This is a genomic window from uncultured Flavobacterium sp., from assembly GCF_951805225.1.
Lineage (GTDB): Bacteria > Bacteroidota > Bacteroidia > Flavobacteriales > Flavobacteriaceae > Flavobacterium.
Window position 1 is genome coordinate 3,837,378 of sequence record NZ_OX638201.1, and the last position, 22,871, is coordinate 3,860,248.

Below are 22,871 nucleotides of genomic sequence, written 5' to 3' on the forward strand. Positions count from 1 at the left end.
TTTACTATAATCTATTATCAGCTACAGTACCTAAAACTCCTTTTACATCATATAATAAACTGTTTTCTTTTTGTAATTCTGAAAAATCTAAGTTTAAAAATTCACTGTGAGCAACTCCAAGTACAATCGCATCAAACTTTTCTTTTGGAACAGAATTTATAGTCTCTAATTTATATTCTTTTTTGACTTCATCAATATTAGCAAGAGGATCATATAAAGTAACAGTTATTCCGTATTCTTTTAATGACCTTATAACATCGACAATTTTTGTATTTCTTACATCAGGACAGTTCTCTTTGAAAGTAATTCCGAGCATTAAAAGATTTGCTCCATTAACTGAAATTCCTTTTTTAATCATCAATTTAACTACTTGAGAAGCCACATATTCTCCCATACTGTCATTTAAACGTCGCCCTGCCAAAATTATTTCAGGATGATATCCAAATTCTTGTGCGCGTTGTGCTAAATAATAAGGATCTACACCAATACAATGTCCACCAACCAAACCAGGCTTGAAGGGTAAAAAATTCCATTTTGTAGCTGCAGCTGTTAATACTTCCTGAGTATCAATATTCATTAAATTGAATATTTTAGCCAGTTCATTAACAAATGCTATATTAATATCACGTTGTGAATTTTCGATAACTTTAGCCGCTTCGGCAACTTTTATTGACGGCGCCAAATGGGTTCCCGCAGTTATTACAGATTTATACAGAGCATCTACTTTTAATCCTATTTCAGGTGTTGATCCTGAAGTTACTTTCAGAATTTTTTCAACGGTATGTTCTTTATCTCCCGGATTTATTCTCTCAGGAGAGTATCCAGCAAAAAAGTCTTCGTTAAATTTTAATCCCGAAATTTTTTCCAGAACCGGAACACATTGTTCTTCTGTTACTCCTGGATAAACTGTTGATTCGTAGATTACAATATCTCCTTTTTTTAAAATTTTACCAACCGTCTCACTCGACTTATATAAAGGTGTCAAATCAGGTCGATTATTTTTATCTACGGGAGTCGGCACTGTAACCACAAAATAATTACAATTTGCAATATCATTTAATGACGTTGTGCAATATAATCCAGTTTCTGCATTAGGATCATCAACCAAAACTTTTTGTAAAGTTTCATCATCAACTTCTAATGTAGTATCCGTACCTGATTTTAAAGATGCTACTCGTGACTGATTTATATCAAATCCAATAACGGAATATTTCGTAGCAAACAATCTGGCTAAAGGCAAACCAACGTAACCTAAACCTATAACTGCTATTTTAATATTTTTGTCCATCTTTCATTCTTTTTTATTCAATTCAGTCATTAAAACTCACGGCTTCGCCCTTCTGAATCACAAAATTTGACACAGATACTTAAAAACCAATTTCGGCAAATATAACATATTAAGTCAATTTATTCAATACGGTTTCTCGTAATACTATAAAAACGGACTAATTAAATAAAACTAACTTTACCAACCTTCTATCAATCAGTCTGTAAAAAATTACATTATAAAAAAAACAGAAAATAAATTCTCAAATTAAAGAATTTCATCTTCTGCTTTTTAATTGAAAATAGTTAAACTATAACTACTTTATTTATATTTTATTTTAAGCACACAACCTAAAGATTCCAAAACCAATATATAATGTGTATTTGAAACTTCCTGAACTATCGCGTCCTGATTAGTAAAAGCGCCGGTTTCTATTTTTATATGATCCCCAACTCGAATAGAAGTAACTGATACATCGCTTATATTTGGTGCTTTAAGACTTGTTTTAATGCTATTAATTTCTTCATCACGAACAATTGCAGGTTTTCCTAGCCAAAATAAATAGCGAACTACTCCAGCTACTTGAAAAACAGAATTACGATCAATATCTGTCAACTGAACAAATACATAGGAATTAAAAAGAGGAACTTCAACCTTTTTCTTGCGATCTGACCATTGTTTCATCTGAATAATTAATGGACAATAACATTCAATACCTATTTGATTCAGTTTGTCTGCAACTTTTTTCTCCCATTTAGGCTTTGTATATACTACATACCAATTCATCTTTTTTCTTTATATTGAAATAAAACTTTTAACACCATTTGTTCTTTTCTTATTTTGTATCAAATTTCATTTCAATAAATCCTCTATTAAGAACCTATTCCTTTGTAGATAAATCCAATTGATTCCATTTCTTTTGAATTCAATATGTTTCTACCATCAAAAAGAAATGCCGGCTTATGCATTGAATCATAAATTTTTTGCCAATCATACGTTGCAAACTCATCCCATTCTGTTAGAATCGCCACTGCATGAGCACCTTTACATGCATCATATGCGTTATCAAAAGTTACAACTTTAGAATTATTTTCCTCAGCAGACCTTGTTGCTAAATAATCCAAATCGTTTAACATTTTATTTCTCGAAACTTTCGGATCATAAACAGCAATTTTTGCCTGTTCATTAATTAAATCATCGGCCACATAAATTGCAGCAGATTCTCTTGTATCATTCGTATCCTTTTTAAAAGCCCAACCTAAAAATGTGATCTTTTTATCTGCAACTGTATTATATAAGGTTTGAACAATCTTATTTGAAAATCTTCTTTTTTGATGATCGTTCATAATAATAACCTGTTCCCAATAATCAGCAACTTCTGTTAATCCATATGATTTTGCAATATAAACTAAGTTCAAAATGTCTTTCTGAAAACAAGAACCTCCAAATCCAACCGAAGCTTTTAAAAATTTTGATCCAATACGACTATCCATTCCTATCGCCTTAGCAACTTCATTTATATCTGCTCCTGTTTGTTCACACAATTCAGACATCGCATTTATAGACGAAATACGTTGTGCCAAAAATGCATTTGCGGTAAGCTTAGACAATTCCGAAGACCAAACATTTGTAGTAAGGATTTTATCTTTGCTAACCCAATTAGCATATACATCAACCAGTGCATTAATTGCCTCTTCTCCTTCTGGTGTTGAATCTCCTCCAATTAAGATTCTATCTGGATTTAATAAATCTGTAACTGCAGTTCCTTCAGCCAAAAATTCAGGATTTGATAAAATCTGAAACTGAACTCCGTTTCCTGTATTATCTAAAATACTTTTTATCGCTTCAGCAGTTCTAACTGGAAGGGTTGATTTCTCAACAACAATTTTATTCTGCTTAGCTACTTTGGCAATTTGCCTTGCACAAAGCTCTATATATTTCAAATCTGCAGCCATACCTTTTCCTTTACCATAAGTTTTGGTTGGCGTATTAACTGAAATAAAAATAACCTGAGCTTCATCGATTGCTTTTTCAACTTCTGTCGAAAAGAAAAGATTTCTTCCTCTTGCTTCAGCTACTATTTCTGAAAGTCCAGGTTCATAAATTGGAATATTATCTGTATTTGGATCATTCCAGTCTTTAATTCTTTGTTCATTCAAGTCAACAACAGTCACTTGAATATTTGGACATTTTTGAGCAATCACTGCCATTGTTGGACCTCCAACATAACCTGCACCAATGCAACAAATTTTTGTAATTTTCATTTAATTTACTATTATCTTGATCCTTTTTATTTCAAATTATTCCAATACCAACTCACTGCTTCTTTCAATCCTTCTTGTAAAGAATATTCAGGATTATACCCCAACATTTTTTTTGCTTTATCAATACTTGCTAATGAATGCGGAATGTCTCCTGCTCTATTTGATCCATAAACAATTTCTACATCTGCAATTTTTGAATCAAACTCAGCTAAATACTTTTTTAAATATCCAACCAAATCATTCAACGTATTTCGATCTCCAAAAGCTGTATTATAAACTGTATTAATTGCATCCGGATTTTGAGTTGTTATTGCCAACATATTCATCTGAATTACATTATCTATATATGTAAAATCACGAGAATAATTTCCATCACCATTAATCACAGGACTTTCATACTTCATCAATTGAGTAACAAATTTAGGAATCACCGCAGCATAAGCTCCATTAGGATCTTGTTTTCTTCCAAATACATTGAAATATCTCAAACCGATGGTTTCTAATCCATAAGTTCTACTAAAAATTTCAGCGTACAATTCATTTACGTATTTCGTAATTGCATATGGAGACAAAGGCTTTCCAATTACATCTTCAACTTTTGGCAATCCCACAGAATCTCCATAAGTAGATGAACTAGCTGCATATACAAAACGTTTTACTTTCGCATCTCTTGAAGCTACTAACATATTCAAAAAACCCGAAACATTTACATCATTTGTAGTAATTGGGTCGTTTATAGACCTTGGAACTGAACCTAAAGCGGCTTGATGTAAAACGTAATCTACGTTTTGAACGGCTAAATTACAGTCGTCAATATTTCGAATATCTCCCTCAATTAATCTAAAGTCCTGATTATTGATAAAATCTTTCAAATTATAATGATGACCAGTCGAAAAGTTATCTAAACAGATTACTTTGTGACCTAAGCCTAAAAAATACTCACACAAATTTGAACCAATAAAACCAGCTCCTCCGGTAATTAGAATAGTATTCTGGTTTGACGTTTTCATTTACTTCAAATTATTATTTTTTTATTTTTTGCAAAATAGATTTCCAAAATCCTGATTTTACTTCATCATCATGGTATCCGTTTGAATAAGCACCATAACCATATCCGTAACCGTATGTTGAACCATATTTTGCTTTATTCTCATAGCCATTCAAAACTATACTTGCATTATTTAATTCACCACGCTTAACTCTTGTATTTAACAACGTTATCATGTCTTTTTTAGTATAGTTTTGTCTAACGATATAGAGCGAAACATCAGCATACTGAACTAATTCTAATGCATCTGACACAAGACCAACAGGAGGTGTATCTAAAATAACATAATCATATTTTTGCTTTAGTTCATCTATCAATTCCTTCATCGCCTCGCTCAAAATTAATTCAGATGGATTTGGAGGAATCGGACCTGAAAGTATAACATCAAGATTTGGAATTTGTGTCTTATTGACAATTTCATCCAGATTATTTTGTTTAATCAGATAGTTTACTACACCCAATGGATTTGTTAAACTAAACTCAGCAGCCAATCTTGGTTTTCTTAAATCCAATCCAACTACAACTGTTTTCTTCTCACTTAAAGCAAAAACAGTAGCTATATTTATGGAACAAAATGTTTTTCCTTCTCCACTAATAGTAGAGGTAATCATAAGTGTTTTTGAGCCGCTTACTTGTTGCTTTTTATACAAAAACTGAAGTGAAGAACGAATTCCTCTAAAGGCTTCTGAAAGAGCCGATTTAGGTTTATCAAATACTGCTAAATTTATAAAATCTTTATTCATTCCAATAACTCCAATTATTGGTATACTTGTCAATTTGCTAATTTCATCCGTATTTTGAATCGAATTATTAATAAAAAACAATAGAAAAATAACCGACAAGGGCAGTAATATTCCAAGAAACAATGCCAATACATAATTCGCCGAAGTTTTTGGACCAATCAATCCTCCTCCAATATCTTTTGCCGAATCAATAAAGTGTATATCTGATAAATTAGATGCCTTTACAATTTCTGCCTCATTTCGCTTCTTAAGAAATTCAGTATAGATATTGTCGTTCAAATCATACTTCCTTTGTATTTTCAACAATTCCTGTTGCTCTTCCGGAAGTCTTTTTACTGTACTTTCTGCTTCGCCAATTTTAGCATTGACCAATGACATATCATACAATAATGAAGCCTTTGCAGTTGCAATATTTTCTAACAAAACATCTTTAACTGCACGCATTTGATTATCGAAATCTTTAAAAATCTTATCGCTTTTTACTGCATAAGCCAATTCTGATCTTTGTGTAGAAAGCGCTATAAGTCTCGAAACATTTGCTACAATATTTGGATCTTCAATTCCTGCAACGGAAGGTGCAGGTAATCTTGAATAATCAACACTATTATTTAAATATGCTTTTAATGAATTGTAATAAGCAATTTTCCTGGCAACCTGATCTCGCTCAACATCAAAATCCAAGATTTTATTAGAAACTTTTTCTCCGCCTGCTTGAATTTCATAAATATTTTTATCTTTTCTAAAGCTTTTCAATTCATTACCAGTTTGTTTCAATTGCGATTCCATTGCAACTAGAGTACTATCGATAAATCTAATTGTATTTGTAGCAAACTGATTCTTTCCGTCTAGCTGTATTTTAATCAGCATTCTTACGGTAGCATTCAAATATTCGACCATTCTGGCTTTGTTAGTACCTTGCATACTAAGTGTCAACAATGACCCTCCACCTTTTTCACTATCAACATTTATGCCTCTGTATCTAGATACTGTTCCATCAAAATCATTAAATCTTACAAAGTATTCTTTTCCTTTATAAAAACCCGGATTATCATTTATTTGCAATTTCCAATTTAAAAAAGGCAATGAAACTTGTTCTCCAACTTTATATTTTTTTGCAAAAATTCCCGGTTGAACAGAAGTATTACCATATGTATTAACGGAATAAGTAATTAATGAAACTGAATTAGCTTCAAAAGGAATTCGAATTTGATATTCATTTTCGCTCACAAATTTAATTCCAACTAAAGTATTAGCTATCTGCGGTTTTGTCTTATCTATAGCTAAATAAAAAGGAACTGCACCATAAGAATCGACTAAATTATATTTTCCCTGCTCGAGATAATCTATATAATATTGCAGTTTATCTACAACTAATTCGTTATGCGAACGTGATTGCAAAATAGTTGAAATTCCATTTACCTGATCTGAAATACCTCCCCAATTAAACACCAAACTTGTATTTGAGGTAAAAAACGGATTACTTTCTTCTTTAATAGAAATCATTGTCTGCATGGAGTAAATTTTCTCTTTGCGAATATTTACTTGGTATGCTATAGTAAAAGCAATTACTAAACTAACCAAAAACCATTTCCAATAACTGGCGATTTTCAACAAAAATCCTTTAAAATCAAAACTCGAATGATTCTCAAAAATGGAAAAATCTTTTATATCTAACATCTTTTGAATTTAGTTTTAATTTTTGATAATCAAATAAACAGTTGTCGCCAATGATAACAGAGTAATAATAGTACCTATAGATTGTATACCTGTCTGACCTGTTCCCCAAGTTTTTTGTCTCAATGGTTTTACATAAATATAGTCGTTTGGCTGCAGGTAATAATAAGGTGATTTCATGACATTTACATCCGTAAGATCTAAATTATTCATTTGTACTCCCGTTGGTGTTTGACGAATTACAGTTACCGTTTTTCTATCCCCTACAGTATTGATATCACCAGCATTTGCTATTGCTTCCATAATATTTACATGTTCCTGATATAATGTCTTTGTTCCAGTACTTCCTACTTCTCCATTAATAGTATATCTAAAACCTGCTAATTTTACCGTAACAAAAATATCTGCTTCATTTTTAAAATAGTCTTCTAGTAGCTTTTTTTCAACTTTAGTCCTAACTTCTTCCAGAGTATATCCAATTACATTGATTTCTCCTAAAATTGGCATCCTGATATTACCATGATCATCTACGGTAAATCCATCAAAATACAAACCTGATTCTGATTTACTTGTTGCTGAAGTAGCAGACCCTGTTGTACTAAAAATTGAAACTAATTTAGGATCAATTGCTTTTATAGTAATACTTAAAACATCATTTACTTGTAATCTGTATGGTTTTACTTGCACTGCAGAAACAGTGTTTTGTTCTTCAGAATTGTTTTTATCTTGCAGATACACCAAATCTTTTATTGGAATACAAGATGTAAATAGCGTACTGATTAGTAGTAATATAAAAATGGTATTTTTACTCATTATTGGGATTTTATCGCAAATATAGCTTTTACTTTAATCTTCAGGAAATCTATATTTTATTTGGGGTATATTTAGTTGTTTTTGAAAGTTTTTTCAAACGGAACTCTATGCAAAATGCTTCGTCCGAGTGTAATTTCGTCTGCATATTCTAATTCATCACCTACAGAAATACCTCTTGCAATTGTAGAAATTATAATTTCCGATTCGGCAATTTGTTTATAAATGTAAAAATTAGTGGTATCTCCTTCCATAGTTGAACTTAATGCGAAAATAATCTCAACTACTTTTCCTGCTTTTACCTTTTCAACTAAACTTGAAATATTCAATTGACTAGGACCAACTCCTTCAATTGGAGAAATTTTGCCGCCAAGAACATGATAGATCCCTTTATATTGTCCGGTATTTTCAATAGCCATAACATCTCGAATATCTTCGACTACACAAATCGTTTGATGATTTCTTGAAATGTTAGCGCAAATTTCACAAACTTTTGTGTCTGAAATATTATGACAGCTTTCGCAAAACTTAATATCGGCACGCATATTTAATAGTGCTTGCGACAAAAAACTTGTTTGTTCTTTTGGTTGTTTTAATAAATGAAGAACCAATCGCAATGCCGTTCTCTTACCAATACCAGGTAATTGCGACATTTCGTTGACTGCTTTTTCTATTAATTTTGATGAAAATTCCATGACGACAAAAGTAATATTTTTAATGGTTCTTTTTTAGCCCCGATAGAAGTGGAAATCCTTTTTATTTTTTCTTTAAAAACAAAAAGATTGGAACGAATAGCGGGATTAGCTCCTAAAAAAATTAATATTGATTTGTTGCCAATAAAACCAATGTACATGCAACTTCGGCTTTAATATTATTAAGTTCTAATAATTGATAAAATTCCGGATTTTCTGTTCCAGGATTAAAGACAACCCTTTTTGGCTGAGCTTCGATAATGTAATTATAATAATCACGTTGGCGTGCAGGATTCAAATACAAGGTAACAGTGTCTATATTTTTTACAGGAATCGCTTTAGTATGAATTTTAACACCGGCAACTTCACCTGTGTTTTGACCAATTGCTAAAACAGTATGTCCTTTTTCAACTAACATATTTACAGCTCTAAAAGCATAACGATCTGGTTTTGTGGTAGCTCCCAGAACTAAAGTTTTTTTATTTTTCATCATTTTTAAATATTCTACAAAAGTAATCAAAAAGAACGAGCTTAGTTTATGTTATTGATTTAGAAATAACAACAATAAAGACAATATCCTAACAAGTATTTGCCTTCAGATATCAAAAAATGACTATTTTTACTTCACTAACCAAAACAATATGGATTTATTCATTTATTTATTTGCCGCTCTTTTTTCAGTTTTAAACCCAATCGGAACGGTTCCTATTTTCGTTGGACTAACCCAACACGATTCTCAAGCCGAACGTTCTCGCATTTCGCTTTGGACTGCTATAAACGTTTTTATAATCTTGATAGTTTCGTTTTTTATTGGCCAATATGTTTTAACTTTTTTTGGAATAAGTATTGACGCACTTAGAATTGCGGGTGGAATTGTGATTGTAAATTCGGGATTTTCACTTCTTTCCGGAAAAATCAATAAAAAACGAGGAATCAATAAAAAAGTTGAAACTGACGCGCAACAACGAAATGACATTGCATTAACACCGCTAGCAATACCAATGTTAGCCGGACCTGGATCAATTTCTTTATTGATTGCTTTTTATCAGGAACATCATGGGATGGAAGAAATCATTATTTCATGTTTAGCAATTCTGGCAATTGCTCTTGCTATTTTTGCAATACTAAAAAGCGCTCACTATTTAGCAAGAATACTTGGTGCTTCTGGAATTGTAGCAATATCGAGAATTGTTGGCTTTATTGTAATCTCTATCGGAATTCAATATATCGTAAGTTCTATCATTAACATCGTTAAAGGGAATTTGATGTAAATTATCTTTCAACTTATATAAAAACAAAAAGGGATAAAACTTAGCGTTCTATCCCTTTTTTATATATTTAAAATAATCTAGTTTTTTGGCAAAAACACTTCAGCCATCATACATCTTGCACTTCCTCCACCACAAGCTTCTATGGTATCTAAGCTTGAACTTAAAATTTCAGCATGATTTTCTAATTGTGAAATTTGTTTCGGAGTTAAACTCTGATGCGCTGATGCACTCATCACAATATATTTTTTATCATTAGTTCCTCGAACTTCTAACATATTACCGGCAAAATTATTCACCTGAGCTTCTGTAATTAAAATAACTTCTTTCTTATCAGCTTTTAGGTTTTCAAGAACCATTTTACGTTCTTTTTTATCATCAATACAATCAGCACAGATAACAGCAAAAGTTTCACCTAAACACATCATAACATTTGTATGATAAATTAGTTTACGTTCGCCATCAACAGTTTGAAAAGCTTCGAAGATTACTGGAGCATAATCAAAATCTTCGCAGAATTCAATAAACAATTCTTCATCGGCACGAGGCGACAATGCGCAATAAGCTTTTGCATTCGCACGATCTAAAAGTAAACTTCCGGTTCCTTCCAGAAAAAAACCATCTTCTTCTGCAGATGTATAATCCATTATGTTATTAATCACAAAACCTTTATCTTCAAGAGTGTCTAAAATATCTTCACGACGTTCCTGACGACGATTCTCAGCAAACATTGGATATAATGCCACATCACCATTTTCATGGAAAGAAACCCAGTTATTTGGAAAAATACTATCAGGAGTATCCGTCTCCAAATTATCTTCAATTACCGTAACATCAACTCCTACGGCTCTAAGTTTCTCAACAAAGGTATCGAATTCTTGTTGTGCTTTAGCATTTACTGTACTTGGCAAAAGTCCGTCTAATACTTTTTGGTAATAATTATTTACAGCAGTTTGTTCATTCATTCTGAAAGCAACTGGCCGAATCATTACGATTGCATTGGTTGTTTGTTTCATGTCTTATATTTATTATTTTGTTTCAGGTTTTAAGTTTCAAGTTCCACGTTGCTGTAACCTGAAACTTAAAACCTGAAACAAAGTATTTAGTCTCTAATTAATGGTAAAGTTGAACATCTCAACAATCCTTCTTGTTTTGCAATTTCCGCATAAGGAATTTCTTCAACTGTAAATCCGTTTGCACGAAGCCAATTGTTTAGTCGAGTAAAGTTTTTTTCTGAAACGACTACATTTTCATCAATCGAAAATACGTTTGAAAACATATTATACATTTCATTTCTCTCAATGTGAAATAAATTCTCTATTCCAAAAAGATTAACTAAATACAAATAATCAGCTTCTTCACGGAAACCTCTTTTATAAATAATTCCTTTATCTTTTCCAACAGGCTGAAAACAACAATCTAAGTGCAATGCATTGTCACGAGCTTCTAGTTTAGATTTTACTAAATCAAATTCTTTGACAATTTTATTGGGAAACAATTCTTTAATATAATTTACACCGTGCATGTTTGTTCGTGCCGTGATATAATCTTTATAATCACTTCCTTTATAAGTTCCAATAAAGATATGATCATTCCAAAGCATAACATCTCCGCCTTCAATATGAACTTCTTCTGGTGGACGAACCACTTTTAGAGGATCCATTTGATCAATTACATATTGAATTGCATCTAACTCACGCTCTCTGTCAGGTAAAATATTAGATTTTACAAAAGTATCATCAATTACAAAACCAATATCTCTTGCAAAAATCTGATTGTAATTTTCAATCATTTCCGGACGATAAACAGTTACATCATATTTTTTAAAAACAGTATTAAAAGCTTCCATTTCAACAACCATATCTTCTTCGATTGGATAGGTTCCTGCTTTAATATGTTCCAATGATTTAGGATCATAAGCCTCATCTACAGATGGAGTTGGCCCATTATGAACAGCTGAACCCAAAACTACAGCCCGTAATCTTGACGTTTCGTTCTTTATATTTAATTGCAACATAACTTTATTATATTTTGGGCAAAGATAAAAAAAAGCTTCACAGTTAAGTGAAGCTTTAAAATGATTTTATTTGTTCGACTTAAAGTCTCTCAAGGGATGTCCTGTATAGATTTGTCTTGGTCTACCAATTGGCTCTTTGTTTTCACGCATTTCTTTCCATTGCGCGATCCAACCTGGTAATCTTCCAATAGCAAACATTACAGTAAACATATCTGTTGGAATTCCAAGTGCTCTGTAGATAATACCAGAGTAAAAATCAACATTTGGATATAAGTTTCTTGATTTGAAGTACTCGTCTTCTAATGCAGCTGATTCTAATTTTTTAGCAATTTCCAAAATAGGATCATCAACACCTAAAGTTTCTAATACTTCTTTAGCCGCTTTTTTGATGATTCTTGCTCTTGGATCAAAGTTTTTATATACTCTGTGACCGAATCCCATTAAACGGAAAGGATCATTTTTATCTTTTGCTTTCGCTAAAAATTTATCAGTATCTCCACCATCTTTATTTATTTCTTCAAGCATTTCAAGTACTGCTTGATTTGCACCTCCGTGAAGTGGTCCCCAAAGAGCAGAAACTCCTGCAGAAATTGAAGCAAATAAACCAGCATGAGATGAACCAACCATTCTTACAGTAGATGTAGAACAGTTTTGCTCGTGATCTGCGTGAAGAATAAACAATTTATCTAATGCATCAACAATAATTGGATTTGCTGAATAAGGTCCTGTAGGCAATTTAAACATTAATTGCATAAAGTTCTCTACATACCCTTGTGTATTGTCATAATAGTTCAATGGATAACCCATAGATTTTCTATAAGTCCAAGTTGCAATTACAAGAAATTTACCCATTGTTTTACAAATGGCTTCATACATTTCTTTTTCATTTTCAACATTAACTGCTTTTGGATTAAATGCAGTCAAAGCACTTGTTAAAGCAGATAAAACACCCATTGGATGTGCTGTCTTTGGAAAACCGTCAATGATATTTTTCATTTCTTCGTTTACCAAAGTATGTTTTTTAATACCATTCTCAAACTGCTCTAATTCCTGAGCTGTTGGCAATTCACCAAAAATCAAAAGATAAGACACTTCTAAGAAGTTTGCTTTTTCAGCTAAATCTTCAATTGAATATCCTCTGTAACGTAAAATTCCTAATTCTCCGTCTAAGAAGGTGATTTCACTTTTACAAGATCCAGAATTCTTATATCCCGGGTCAATTGTAATAAAACCAGTTAAATCACGTAATTTGTTAATATCGATAGCTGATTCATTTTCGCTTCCTGTGATTACCGGAAGTTCAATTTTTTGACCATCTACTTCTAATGTAGCTATTTTTGACATAATATATCGGAAATAATTCTTTAAAATAATAATTTATCAAATCTAAGGAATTTAAGACTAATTAAAAAAAGAATACTGCTATGAATTTGTTAAAACTCCAAAAAAAAACCACCCATTAAGAAATGGATGGTTTAAATCTATATATAACCTTACAATTATTTAATCTTGAAAGCGTTTAATCCAGGGAAATAAGCAGTACTTCCTAATTCTTCTTCAATTCTTAATAATTGATTGTATTTTGCCATACGATCTGAACGAGAAGCAGAACCTGTCTTAATTTGACCACAGTTTAAAGCTACAGCTAAATCAGCAATAGTATTATCTTCTGTTTCTCCAGAACGGTGAGACATAACTGAAGTATATCCTGCATTTTTAGCCATGTTTACAGCTGCAATAGTCTCAGTTAAAGTACCGATTTGGTTTACTTTTACTAAAATTGAATTTGCAATTCCTTTCTCAATTCCAGTTGATAGACGCTCAACATTAGTAACAAATAAATCATCACCTACTAATTGAACTTTATGTCCAATTTTTTCAGTCAAATATTTCCATCCATTCCAGTCATCTTCGTACATACCATCTTCGATAGAAATAATTGGATATTTAGCAGCAAGTTCAGCTAAATAATCTGCTTGTTCTTCAGAAGTTCTGATTTTTCCAGTTTCTCCTTCAAATTTAGTATAATCGTATTTACCGTTTACATAAAATTCAGAAGCAGCACAGTCTAGAGCAATCATGATTTCATCACCGAAAGTATATCCAGCTTTTTCAACTGCAAGTTTAATAGTATCTAAAGCATCTTCAGTACCACCTGCTAAGTTTGGAGCAAATCCACCTTCGTCACCAACAGCAGTACTTAAACCTCTGTCATGTAATACTTTTTTCAAACTGTGAAAAATCTCAGTTCCCATTTGCATAGCATGTGTAAATGAAGTTGCCTTTACAGGGAAAATCATAAACTCTTGAAAAGCAATCGGTGCATCAGAGTGAGAACCACCATTGATGATATTCATCATTGGAACAGGCAATGTGTTTGCAGAAACTCCACCAACATATCTGTATAATGGTAATCCAAGTTCGTTTGCAGCAGCTTTTGCAGCAGCCAAAGAAACTCCTAAAATAGCATTAGCTCCTAATTTAGATTTATTTGGTGTTCCGTCTAAATCAATCATTAATTGATCAATTGTGTTTTGTTCGAAAACAGAAGTTCCAACTAATTCTTCAGCAATAACAGTATTTACATTATTCACTGCATTCAAAACTCCTTTTCCTAAGAAAGCTTTTCCTCCGTCACGTAATTCAACAGCCTCATGTTCTCCAGTTGAAGCTCCAGATGGAACTGCAGCTCTTCCTAAAACTCCATTTTCAGTTACTACATCAACCTCAATAGTAGGATTACCTCTAGAATCAAAAATTTGTCTTGCGTGAACTTTAATTATAATACTCATTATTTTTGTTTTTTATTAATAAATTATATTTTTTTTTCGAAATTATAAAATTATTTAATAGTAAAAACGTATTATCACTATTAAACACCTTTATTTATTAACTACATCGTTTTAGCAGTAGCAAGTTTTATGTTCTCTACAAACTGATCAAACAAATAAGAAGAATCATGTGGCCCCGGACTAGCTTCTGGATGATATTGCACTGAAAAACAATTCTTATTTTTCATACGCATTCCCGCAACAGTACCGTCATTTAAATGTAAATGTGTTATTTCCAATTCCGGATGATTATCCAGTTGTTCTTTATTAACAGCAAATCCATGATTTTGAGAAGTAATTTCACCTATACCAGTTAATATATTTTTAACCGGATGATTTATCCCTCTGTGTCCATTGAACATTTTATAAGTTTGAACTCCATTTGCAAGAGCAATTACTTGGTGTCCCAAACAAATTCCAAATAGTGGCTTATCATTTGCTAAAATTTCTTTTGCAACTTCAATAGCTCCAAAAAGAGGGTCGGGATCACCAGGTCCATTAGACAAGAAATATCCATCAGGATTGAACTCTGCTAAATCTTTATAAGTTGAGTTATAAGGAAACACTTTGATATAACAATCTCTTTTCGCTAGATTTCTTAGGATATTCTTTTTGATTCCAAGATCTAAAGCAGATACTTTATATGTAGCGTTTTCATCACCAAAAAAATAAGGCTCAGTAGTTGATACTTTCGACGCCAACTCCAAACCTTCCATATTTGGCACATTAGCCAATTCCTTTTTTAAATCTTCAATCGAAGTTCCGTCTGTACAAATAACAGCATTCATAGCTCCATTGTCACGAATGTAACTTACCAAAGCTCTTGTATCAACATCTGAAATACAAATTAAGTTTTGCTTTGTAAAATAATCTTCTAAACTTCCGGAAGCATCTTCTCTTGAATAATTAAAACTAAAGTTTTTACAAACTAAACCAGCAATTTTAATGCTATCAGATTCTATCTCCAAATCATTAACACCATAGTTTCCAATGTGAGCATTAGTAGCTACCATTATTTGCCCAAAGTAAGATGGATCTGTAAAAATCTCTTGGTATCCAGTCATTCCAGTGTTAAAACAAACCTCTCCAAATGTTTTACCACTTATACCGATAGATTTTCCATGAAAAATGGTTCCGTCGCTTAATAGTAAAATGGCGCTTTGTCGTGTAGTGTATTTCATTCTTTAATTGTATTGTTTTTTTTTGAATTGTCTACTAAAATATTCACTAAGGAGTATTTTACTTGTAATTAGATATTTTGCAAATTTACTTTTTTAAAAGAGTGCTTCCAAGATTTTTTTAAAAATTTCATTCTTAAAAATAAAACCAAGCGAATGAAATAAGTTAAAATCTACACACTTTTAAAAAATTTCAAAAAAAAAGGATAAACTAAAAATTAGTTTATCCTTGATTTTTATAGAATCATTACTTTCATAATTATTCAGAAGCTTCAGTAGTCGTTTCTGACTCAGCAGCTGGAGCTTCAGTAGTTTCCTCAGCTTTTTTTGCTTTACCACCACGACGGCTTTTTGCTTTTTTAACTTCTTTTTTACCACCATTGTAAAGTTCATTGAAATCTACAAGTTCGATCATTGCCATATCAGCATTATCTCCCAAACGATTTCCAACTTTAATGATACGAGTGTATCCACCTGGACGGTCTCCAACTTTAGCAGCTACGTCTCTGAATAAATCAGTTACCGCATATTTACTACGTAAGTAAGCAAAAACGATACGACGATTGTGAGTAGTATCTTCTTTTGATTTTGTGATTAAAGGCTCAACGAATTGTTTAAGCGCTTTAGCCTTAGCAACAGTAGTGTTAATACGTTTGTGCTCAATAAGAGAACAAGCCATATTAGCCAACATAGCTTTTCTATGTCCAGTCTGTCTGCTTAAGTGATTGAATTTTTTTCCGTGTCTCATTGCTATTTTAAATTTAATCCCGCAAGCGGGATTGAATTATTCTTTATCTAATTTGTATTTAGCTAAGTCCATTCCGAAAGTTAAATTTTTAACAGCTACAAGTTCATCTAGCTCAGTTAAAGACTTTTTACCAAAATTACGGAATTTCATTAGGTCATTTTTATTGAACGATACTAAATCACCAAGTGTATCAACTTCAGCCGCTTTCAAGCAATTTAATGCTCTCACAGATAAATCCATATCAACAAGCTTAGTTTTAAGCAATTGTCTCATATGCAATGACTCTTCATCATACGATTCTGTTTGTGCAATTTCGTCAGCCTCGAGTGTAATTCTTTCGTCAGAAAATAACATGAAGTGGTGAATTAAAACTTTAGCAGCTTCAGTAAGAGCATCTTTTGGATTAATAGAACCATCAGTTTTAATTTCAAAAACTAATTTTTCGTAATCTGTTTTTTGCTCAACACGGAAGTTTTCAATCGCATATTTTACATTTTTTACCGGAGTAAAAATTGAATCTGTAAAAATAGTACCAATTGCAGCGTTCTGTTTTTTGTTCTCCTCAGCAGGAACATATCCTCTACCTTTTTCGATTGTTAAATCGAAGTTCAATTTGATTTTAGAATCTAAATTACAGATAACAAGGTCTGGATTCAAAACTTGGAAACCTGAAATAAATTTTTGAAAATCACCTGCTGTTAGTTGATCTTTACCAGAAACAGAAATTGTAACTGCTTCATTATCGATATCTTCAATTTGACGTTTGAAACGAACTTGTTTTAGATTAAGGATAATTTCGGTAACATCTTCAACAACACCTGAAATAGTAGAAAACTCATGATCTACACCTTCGATACGAACAGATGTAATTGCATAACCTTCTAATGCTGAAAGCAAAACTCTTCTAAGTGCATTACCAACTGTCAATCCATAACCAGGTTCTAAAGGTCTAAATTCGAATTTACCTTCAAAATCGGTTGAATCGATCATGATAACTTTATCGGGCTTTTGAAAATTAAATATTGCCATAAATTTCGACTAAGTCAATTATTATTTGTTGTACAACTCTACGATTAATTGTTCTTTAATGTTTTCTGGAATCTGAAGTCTTGCAGGTACAGAAACAAAAGTTCCTTCTTTAAGATCATTATTCCAAGTAATCCATTCATAAACATGACTTGAATTTGATAAAGAACGTTCGATAGCTTCTAAAGATTTAGATTTTTCACGAACTGCAACTTTATCACCAGGTTTAAGGTGGTAAGAAGCGATATTTACAACTTCACCATTTACAGTAACGTGTCTGTGAGAAACTAATTGTCTAGCACCTCTTCTAGAAGGAGCAATTCCCATTCTAAAAACAACGTTATCTAATCTTGCTTCGCATAATTGTAAAAGAACTTCACCAGTAACACCTTTAGTAGCTGATGCTTTTTTGAATAAATTTCTGAATTGTTTTTCTAAAATTCCGTAAGAATATTTAGCTTTTTGCTTTTCCATTAACTGAACAGCATACTCAGATTTTTTACCTCTTTTTTTAGCCATCCCGTGTTGTCCAGGTGGGTAATTTCTTTTTTCGAAAGATTTATCATCTCCGAAGATTGCTTCGCCAAATTTACGAGCAATTCTAGTTTTTGGACCAGTATATCTTGCCATTTCTAAAAAATTAAATTTAAGGTAGAGATTATGAATTCAGGTCAAATCCTTCGATAATCTATATTCTACCTTGTTTATACTATGAATAAATAAAATTAAACTCTACGTCTTTTTGGAGGACGACATCCGTTGTGAGGCATTGGAGTAACGTCGATAATCTCAGTAACTTCAATTCCACCGTTATGAATAGAACGGATAGCAGACTCACGTCCGTTTCCTGGTCCTTTTACATAAACTTTCACTTTTTTAAGTCCAGCCTCAAGAGCTACTTTACTACAATCTTCTGCTGCCATTTGGGCTGCGTATGGAGTATTCTTTTTAGAACCTCTAAAACCCATTTTACCAGCTGAAGACCAAGAAATAACTTCACCTTTTTTGTTTGTCAAAGAAATGATGATGTTATTGAAGGTAGCAGAAATATGAGCTTCTCCCGTTGATTCAACGATAACTTTACGTTTTTTTGCAGTTGCTTTAGCCATATTACTTATTATTTAGTTGCTTTTTTCTTGTTAGCAACAGTTTTTCTTTTACCTTTTCTTGTTCTAGAGTTGTTTTTAGTTCTTTGTCCTCTTAATGGAAGACCAGATCTATGACGAATACCTCTGTAACAACCAATATCCATCAAACGTTTGATGTTCAAAGAAACTTCAGAACGTAATTCTCCTTCAATTTTGTAAAATGACACAGCATCACGAATTGCTCCGATCTCGTCATCATTCCAATCTTGAACTTTTTTATCTTGGCTAACTTGAGCTTTTTCTAAAATCTCAATAGCTCTACTTCTTCCTAATCCAAAGATATAGGTAAGTGCTATAACACCTCTTTTATTTTTTGGGATATCTACCCCTGCTATTCTTGCCATAATTATCCTTGTCTTTGTTTAAATCTAGGATTCTTTTTGTTTATTACGTACAATCTCCCTTTTCTACGCACAATGATGCACTCGGGACTTCTCTTTTTTACTGATGCTCTAACTTTCATAGTGAATATCCTTTAATATCGATAAGTAATTCTTGCTTTTGACAAATCATAAGGACTCATTTCTAGTTTCACTTTATCACCAGGTAATAACTTGATGTAATGCATACGCATTTTACCAGAAATATGAGCAATTACGATATGTCCATTTTCTAACTCTACACGGAACATCGCATTTGATAATGCTTCAATGATTGATCCGTCTTGTTCTATTGCTGATTGTTTTGCCATAAATATATTAAGCTACCGCTTTTCTATTTTTACCAGTCTTCATTAAACCATCATAATGTTTGTTTAACAAGTATGAATTGATTTGTTGAATAGTATCTATTGCAACTCCAACCATAATTATTAATGAGGTACCTCCAAAAAACATTGCCCAAGATTGTTGTACATCCATAATACTTACAACAATAGCTGGGAACACAGCAATCAAAGCAAGGAATAAAGATCCTGGGAAAGTTATTAAAGACATCACTTTATCCAAGAAGTCTGAAGTTTCAGCACCTGGACGAACTCCAGGAATAAAACCACCGCTTCTTTTTAAATCATCAGCCATTTTGTTAGTAGGTACAGTGATTGCAGTATAGAAAAATGTAAATACAATAATTAATGTTGCAAATACAAAATTATACCAGAAACCAAACATATTACTAAATGCACCAACGATAGATTGTGATGTATCTGATTTAGACAATCCAGCTACAGCTGCAGGTATAAACATAATTGCCTGAGCAAAAATGATTGGCATAACTCCAGAAGCATTAAGCTTTAGAGGAATCCATTGTCTGTTACCGCCAGCTAAATCTTGCTCGTAATCTCCAGTTGTTGTACGACGAGCGTATTGAACAGGAATTTTACGTACTGCCATTGTAAGCAATACACAAGAAATGATTACCAATAACCACACAATAATTTCAATAACTAATAACATTGGACCACCATTGTTATTGGTAACTCTAGAAGAGAACTCTTGCATGAATGCTTGAGGTAATCTTGCCAAAATACCAACCATAATCAATAATGAAATTCCATTTCCAATACCTTTATCTGTAATTTTTTCTCCAAGCCACATAGCAAAAATTGTACCTGTAACTAAGATAATAACTGAAGAGAACAAAAATTCAGGAGAATTAAAACCTAACAAGAATGCACTTCCAGGCAATGTTCTATACAAATTATAGATATAAGTTGGACCTTGAACCAGTGTAATAGCTATAGTCAACCAACGAGTGATTTGATTAATCTTTTTTCTACCACTCTCTCCATCGTTTTGAAGTTTTTGCAAATAAGGAATCGCAATTCCCATTAACTGAACAACAATAGATGCAGAAATATAAGGCATAATACCTAAAGCAAAAACTGAAGCTTTAGAGAAAGCACCTCCTGTAAACATGTCTAGGATAGATCCTAAACCATTTTTAGTTTGTCCCGCTAAACCTGTTAATTGAGTTGCGTCAATTCCAGGCAGCGTTACGTGTGCACCAAAACGATATACTAAAAGCAATCCTAATGTAATTAAGATTCTGTTTTTCAGTTCTTCGATTTTCCAAACATTACTTATTGATTCAATAAATTTCTTCATCTTAGTAGATAAGTTATATAGTTACAGCTTCTCCTCCAGCAGCTTCGATAGCAGCTTTTGCAGTAGCAGTAAATTTGTGGGCAGTTACTTTTAATTTTGCTTTCAACTCTCCTCTACCTAAAATCTTAACGATTTCATTTTTGGTAGCTAGACGATTTGCTACGAAATCTGTCATAGAAACAGAATCAGTAATCACACCATTGTCTACTAATAATTGAAGCGTATCTAAATTAACACCTTCGTATTCTTTACGATTGATGTTTGTGAAACCAAACTTAGGCACACGTCTTTGAAGTGGCATTTGCCCTCCTTCAAAACCAATCTTTTTAGAATAACCAGAACGAGATTTTGCTCCTTTGTGACCTCTTGCAGAAGTACCACCTTTTCCAGAACCTTCTCCTCTACCTAATCTTTTATTTTGATTGTGTGTTGACCCTTCAGCTGGTTGTAAGTTACTTAAATTCATAACAGTATTTGTTATTTAGCTTCTTCGACAGAAACTAAGTGTTTAACTTTGTTTATCATCCCAAGGATTGCAGGATTTGAATCATGCTCTACAACTTGTCCCATTTTACGTAGACCTAAAGCTTCCAAACCTCTTTTTTGAGAAAGAGGGCAGTTGATTTTGCTTCTTACTTGTTTTACTAATAATTTAGCCATAATTTCCTTGAATTAACCTTTAAAAACTTTTTCTAAAGAAACACCTCTTTGTTTTGCAACAGTGTGAGCGCTTCTCATTTGTAATAAAGCATCAAAAGTTGCTTTCACTACGTTATGAGGATTTGATGATCCTTGAGATTTAGATAATACATCGTGAATACCTACTGATTCAAGAACTGAACGAACAGCTCCACCAGCAATAACTCCTGTACCATGAGAAGCAGGAATTAAGAATACACGCGCACCACCAAATTTACCTTTTTGTTCGTGAGGAACAGATTGTCCATTCAAAGGAATTTTTACTAAATTTTTCTTAGCATCTTCTACTGCTTTCGCAATTGCTTCAGAAACGTCTTTAGATTTTCCTAATCCGTGACCAACTACTCCATTTTCATCACCTACAACTACAATAGCAGAAAAACCAAAAGCTCTACCTCCCTTTGTAACCTTAGTAACACGATTAACACTTACCAGACGATCTTTAAGTTCAAGACCACTTGGTTTTACCAATTCTACATTTTTGTATTTAGACATAATATATTAGAATTTAAGTCCAGCCGCTCTTGCGCCTTCTGCTAATGATTTAATACGACCGTGATACAAATATCCACCTCTATCAAAAGTGATGGTATCAATCCCAGCTTTTAACGCTTTCTCTGCAACAAGTTTTCCAACAGCAGCAGCGATTTCAACGTTAGTACCTTTTCCTATTTCTTTTTCTCTTGAAGATGCAGCTAATAAAGTAACTCCATTTACATCATCAATAAGTTGAGCGTAAATTTCTTTGTTACTTCTAAATACAGATAGTCTTGGGTTAGTAGCAGTACCACTAATCGATTTTCTAATTCTGAATCTAATTCTCTGTCTTCTATCAGATTTTGTTAATGACATAATCTTATTTTTTAAGCTGATTTACCTGCTTTTCTTCTTAATACTTCACCCACAAATTTAACACCTTTTCCTTTGTACGGCTCTGGCTTACGGAAACCTCTGATTTTCGCAGCAACTTGACCTAAAAGTTGTTTATCAAATGATGTTAATTTTACAATAGGGTTTTTACCTTTTTCAGATATTGTTTCTAAAGCTACTTCTGGAGCAATTTCTAAAACAATATTGTGAGAATATCCAAGAGCTAAATCTAACTTTTGACCTTGGTTTGAAGCTCTATAACCAACTCCAACTAATTCAAGTTCTTTTGTAAAACCTTCAGATACACCAATTATCATGTTATTGATTAATGATCTGTATAATCCGTGTTTTGCTCTTTGGTCTTTATGATCAGACGATCTCTCTAATAAAATTTGATCGCCTTCAACTTTTACAGTAATGTCCGAAAACTCCTGAGTTAGTTGACCTTTTTTTCCTTTTACCGTAACGATACCATCTTTAACTTCAACAGTTACTCCAGCAGCGATTACAATTGGGCTTTTACCTATTCTTGACATCTTATTT

At 32.5% G+C, this 22,871-nt stretch carries 27 protein-coding genes; 1 reads left to right on the top strand and 26 read right to left on the bottom strand.

The window, feature by feature from the left end:
- Positions 1-4: 4 nt before the first annotated feature.
- From WN975_RS15890 to WN975_RS15925, 8 genes are all read right to left on the bottom strand, one after another.
- A complete protein-coding gene (locus WN975_RS15890; RefSeq protein WP_337967393.1) occupies positions 5-1,288 on the bottom strand; it encodes a nucleotide sugar dehydrogenase in 1,284 nt (427 codons plus the stop codon).
- 300 nt (positions 1,289-1,588) lie between these two features.
- Positions 1,589-2,053, bottom strand: coding sequence for a UpxY family transcription antiterminator (locus tag WN975_RS15895; RefSeq protein WP_337967394.1), 465 nt, complete (start codon positions 2,051-2,053; stop codon positions 1,589-1,591).
- An 86-nt stretch (positions 2,054-2,139) separates the two neighbouring features.
- Positions 2,140-3,531, bottom strand: coding sequence for a UDP-glucose 6-dehydrogenase (locus tag WN975_RS15900; protein ID WP_337967395.1), 1,392 nt, complete (start codon positions 3,529-3,531; stop codon positions 2,140-2,142).
- Positions 3,532-3,557: 26 nt separating this feature from the next.
- Entirely contained in the window at positions 3,558-4,541 is a 984-nt protein-coding gene (locus tag WN975_RS15905; RefSeq protein ID WP_337967396.1) for an SDR family oxidoreductase, read from the bottom strand.
- 13 nt (positions 4,542-4,554) lie between these two features.
- A complete protein-coding gene (locus WN975_RS15910) occupies positions 4,555-6,999 on the bottom strand; it encodes a polysaccharide biosynthesis tyrosine autokinase (RefSeq protein WP_337967397.1) in 2,445 nt (814 codons plus the stop codon).
- A gap of 15 nt (positions 7,000-7,014) precedes the next feature.
- A complete protein-coding gene (locus tag WN975_RS15915; RefSeq protein WP_337967398.1) occupies positions 7,015-7,809 on the bottom strand; it encodes a polysaccharide biosynthesis/export family protein in 795 nt (264 codons plus the stop codon).
- A gap of 71 nt (positions 7,810-7,880) precedes the next feature.
- Positions 7,881-8,501 carry a recombination mediator RecR gene (gene recR / locus WN975_RS15920; protein ID WP_337967399.1) on the bottom strand — a complete coding sequence of 207 codons (621 nt, stop codon included), beginning with the start codon at positions 8,499-8,501 and terminating at the stop codon, positions 7,881-7,883.
- A 121-nt stretch (positions 8,502-8,622) separates the two neighbouring features.
- Positions 8,623-8,988 (bottom strand): CoA-binding protein, encoded by a 366-nt coding sequence (locus WN975_RS15925; protein WP_099709530.1) that lies wholly within the window; start codon positions 8,986-8,988, stop codon positions 8,623-8,625.
- Between the two features lie 151 nt (positions 8,989-9,139).
- Between WN975_RS15925 and WN975_RS15930 the strand changes: the two genes are divergently transcribed.
- Positions 9,140-9,769: a MarC family NAAT transporter gene (locus tag WN975_RS15930; RefSeq protein WP_099709531.1), complete on the top strand. Its 630-nt coding sequence runs from the start codon at positions 9,140-9,142 to the stop codon at positions 9,767-9,769.
- A 77-nt stretch (positions 9,770-9,846) separates the two neighbouring features.
- Here the strand turns inward: WN975_RS15930 and WN975_RS15935 are convergent, their stop codons facing one another.
- The 18 genes from WN975_RS15935 to rplF all read right to left on the bottom strand — a co-directional run bounded on the left by WN975_RS15935 (position 9,847) and on the right by rplF (position 22,864).
- On the bottom strand, positions 9,847-10,782 hold the full coding sequence (locus WN975_RS15935; RefSeq protein WP_337967400.1) for an arginine deiminase-related protein: 936 nt from the start codon (positions 10,780-10,782) through the stop codon (positions 9,847-9,849).
- Positions 10,783-10,868: 86 nt separating this feature from the next.
- On the bottom strand, positions 10,869-11,783 hold the full coding sequence (locus WN975_RS15940; RefSeq protein WP_337967401.1) for an arginine deiminase family protein: 915 nt from the start codon (positions 11,781-11,783) through the stop codon (positions 10,869-10,871).
- A 66-nt stretch (positions 11,784-11,849) separates the two neighbouring features.
- Positions 11,850-13,127, bottom strand: coding sequence for a citrate synthase (locus WN975_RS15945; RefSeq protein ID WP_099709534.1), 1,278 nt, complete (start codon positions 13,125-13,127; stop codon positions 11,850-11,852).
- 155 nt (positions 13,128-13,282) lie between these two features.
- Entirely contained in the window at positions 13,283-14,575 is a 1,293-nt protein-coding gene (gene eno / locus WN975_RS15950; protein WP_055093067.1) for a phosphopyruvate hydratase, read from the bottom strand.
- Positions 14,576-14,676: 101 nt separating this feature from the next.
- Positions 14,677-15,795, bottom strand: a complete 1,119-nt coding sequence (carA, locus tag WN975_RS15955; protein WP_337967402.1) for a glutamine-hydrolyzing carbamoyl-phosphate synthase small subunit — start codon at positions 15,793-15,795, stop codon at positions 14,677-14,679.
- A 256-nt stretch (positions 15,796-16,051) separates the two neighbouring features.
- On the bottom strand, positions 16,052-16,540 hold the full coding sequence (gene rplQ / locus WN975_RS15960) for a 50S ribosomal protein L17 (protein ID WP_007803683.1): 489 nt from the start codon (positions 16,538-16,540) through the stop codon (positions 16,052-16,054).
- Between the two features lie 36 nt (positions 16,541-16,576).
- Positions 16,577-17,569, bottom strand: coding sequence for a DNA-directed RNA polymerase subunit alpha (locus WN975_RS15965; protein ID WP_026109818.1), 993 nt, complete (start codon positions 17,567-17,569; stop codon positions 16,577-16,579).
- 21 nt (positions 17,570-17,590) lie between these two features.
- Complete coding sequence (gene rpsD / locus WN975_RS15970; protein ID WP_026982953.1) at positions 17,591-18,196, bottom strand: 30S ribosomal protein S4; 606 nt, start codon at positions 18,194-18,196, stop codon at positions 17,591-17,593.
- Between the two features lie 95 nt (positions 18,197-18,291).
- A complete protein-coding gene (gene rpsK / locus WN975_RS15975) occupies positions 18,292-18,675 on the bottom strand; it encodes a 30S ribosomal protein S11 (RefSeq protein ID WP_007803677.1) in 384 nt (127 codons plus the stop codon).
- 8 nt (positions 18,676-18,683) lie between these two features.
- Positions 18,684-19,058, bottom strand: a complete 375-nt coding sequence (gene rpsM, locus WN975_RS15980; RefSeq protein WP_007803675.1) for a 30S ribosomal protein S13 — start codon at positions 19,056-19,058, stop codon at positions 18,684-18,686.
- A gap of 2 nt (positions 19,059-19,060) precedes the next feature.
- Complete coding sequence (gene ykgO / locus WN975_RS15985; RefSeq protein ID WP_072945378.1) at positions 19,061-19,177, bottom strand: type B 50S ribosomal protein L36; 117 nt, start codon at positions 19,175-19,177, stop codon at positions 19,061-19,063.
- Between the two features lie 12 nt (positions 19,178-19,189).
- Positions 19,190-19,405 (bottom strand): translation initiation factor IF-1, encoded by a 216-nt coding sequence (gene infA, locus WN975_RS15990; RefSeq protein ID WP_007136545.1) that lies wholly within the window; start codon positions 19,403-19,405, stop codon positions 19,190-19,192.
- Positions 19,406-19,412: 7 nt separating this feature from the next.
- Positions 19,413-20,759: a preprotein translocase subunit SecY gene (secY, locus tag WN975_RS15995; RefSeq protein ID WP_089351921.1), complete on the bottom strand. Its 1,347-nt coding sequence runs from the start codon at positions 20,757-20,759 to the stop codon at positions 19,413-19,415.
- Between the two features lie 13 nt (positions 20,760-20,772).
- Positions 20,773-21,225 carry a 50S ribosomal protein L15 gene (gene rplO, locus WN975_RS16000; protein ID WP_017495009.1) on the bottom strand — a complete coding sequence of 151 codons (453 nt, stop codon included), beginning with the start codon at positions 21,223-21,225 and terminating at the stop codon, positions 20,773-20,775.
- Between the two features lie 11 nt (positions 21,226-21,236).
- Positions 21,237-21,419 carry a 50S ribosomal protein L30 gene (rpmD, locus tag WN975_RS16005; protein WP_017495010.1) on the bottom strand — a complete coding sequence of 61 codons (183 nt, stop codon included), beginning with the start codon at positions 21,417-21,419 and terminating at the stop codon, positions 21,237-21,239.
- Between the two features lie 12 nt (positions 21,420-21,431).
- A complete protein-coding gene (gene rpsE / locus WN975_RS16010; RefSeq protein ID WP_085950926.1) occupies positions 21,432-21,956 on the bottom strand; it encodes a 30S ribosomal protein S5 in 525 nt (174 codons plus the stop codon).
- A gap of 3 nt (positions 21,957-21,959) precedes the next feature.
- A complete protein-coding gene (gene rplR, locus WN975_RS16015) occupies positions 21,960-22,310 on the bottom strand; it encodes a 50S ribosomal protein L18 (protein WP_042565878.1) in 351 nt (116 codons plus the stop codon).
- Between the two features lie 11 nt (positions 22,311-22,321).
- Entirely contained in the window at positions 22,322-22,864 is a 543-nt protein-coding gene (gene rplF / locus WN975_RS16020) for a 50S ribosomal protein L6 (protein ID WP_089478372.1), read from the bottom strand.
- Positions 22,865-22,871: the final 7 nt, after the last annotated feature.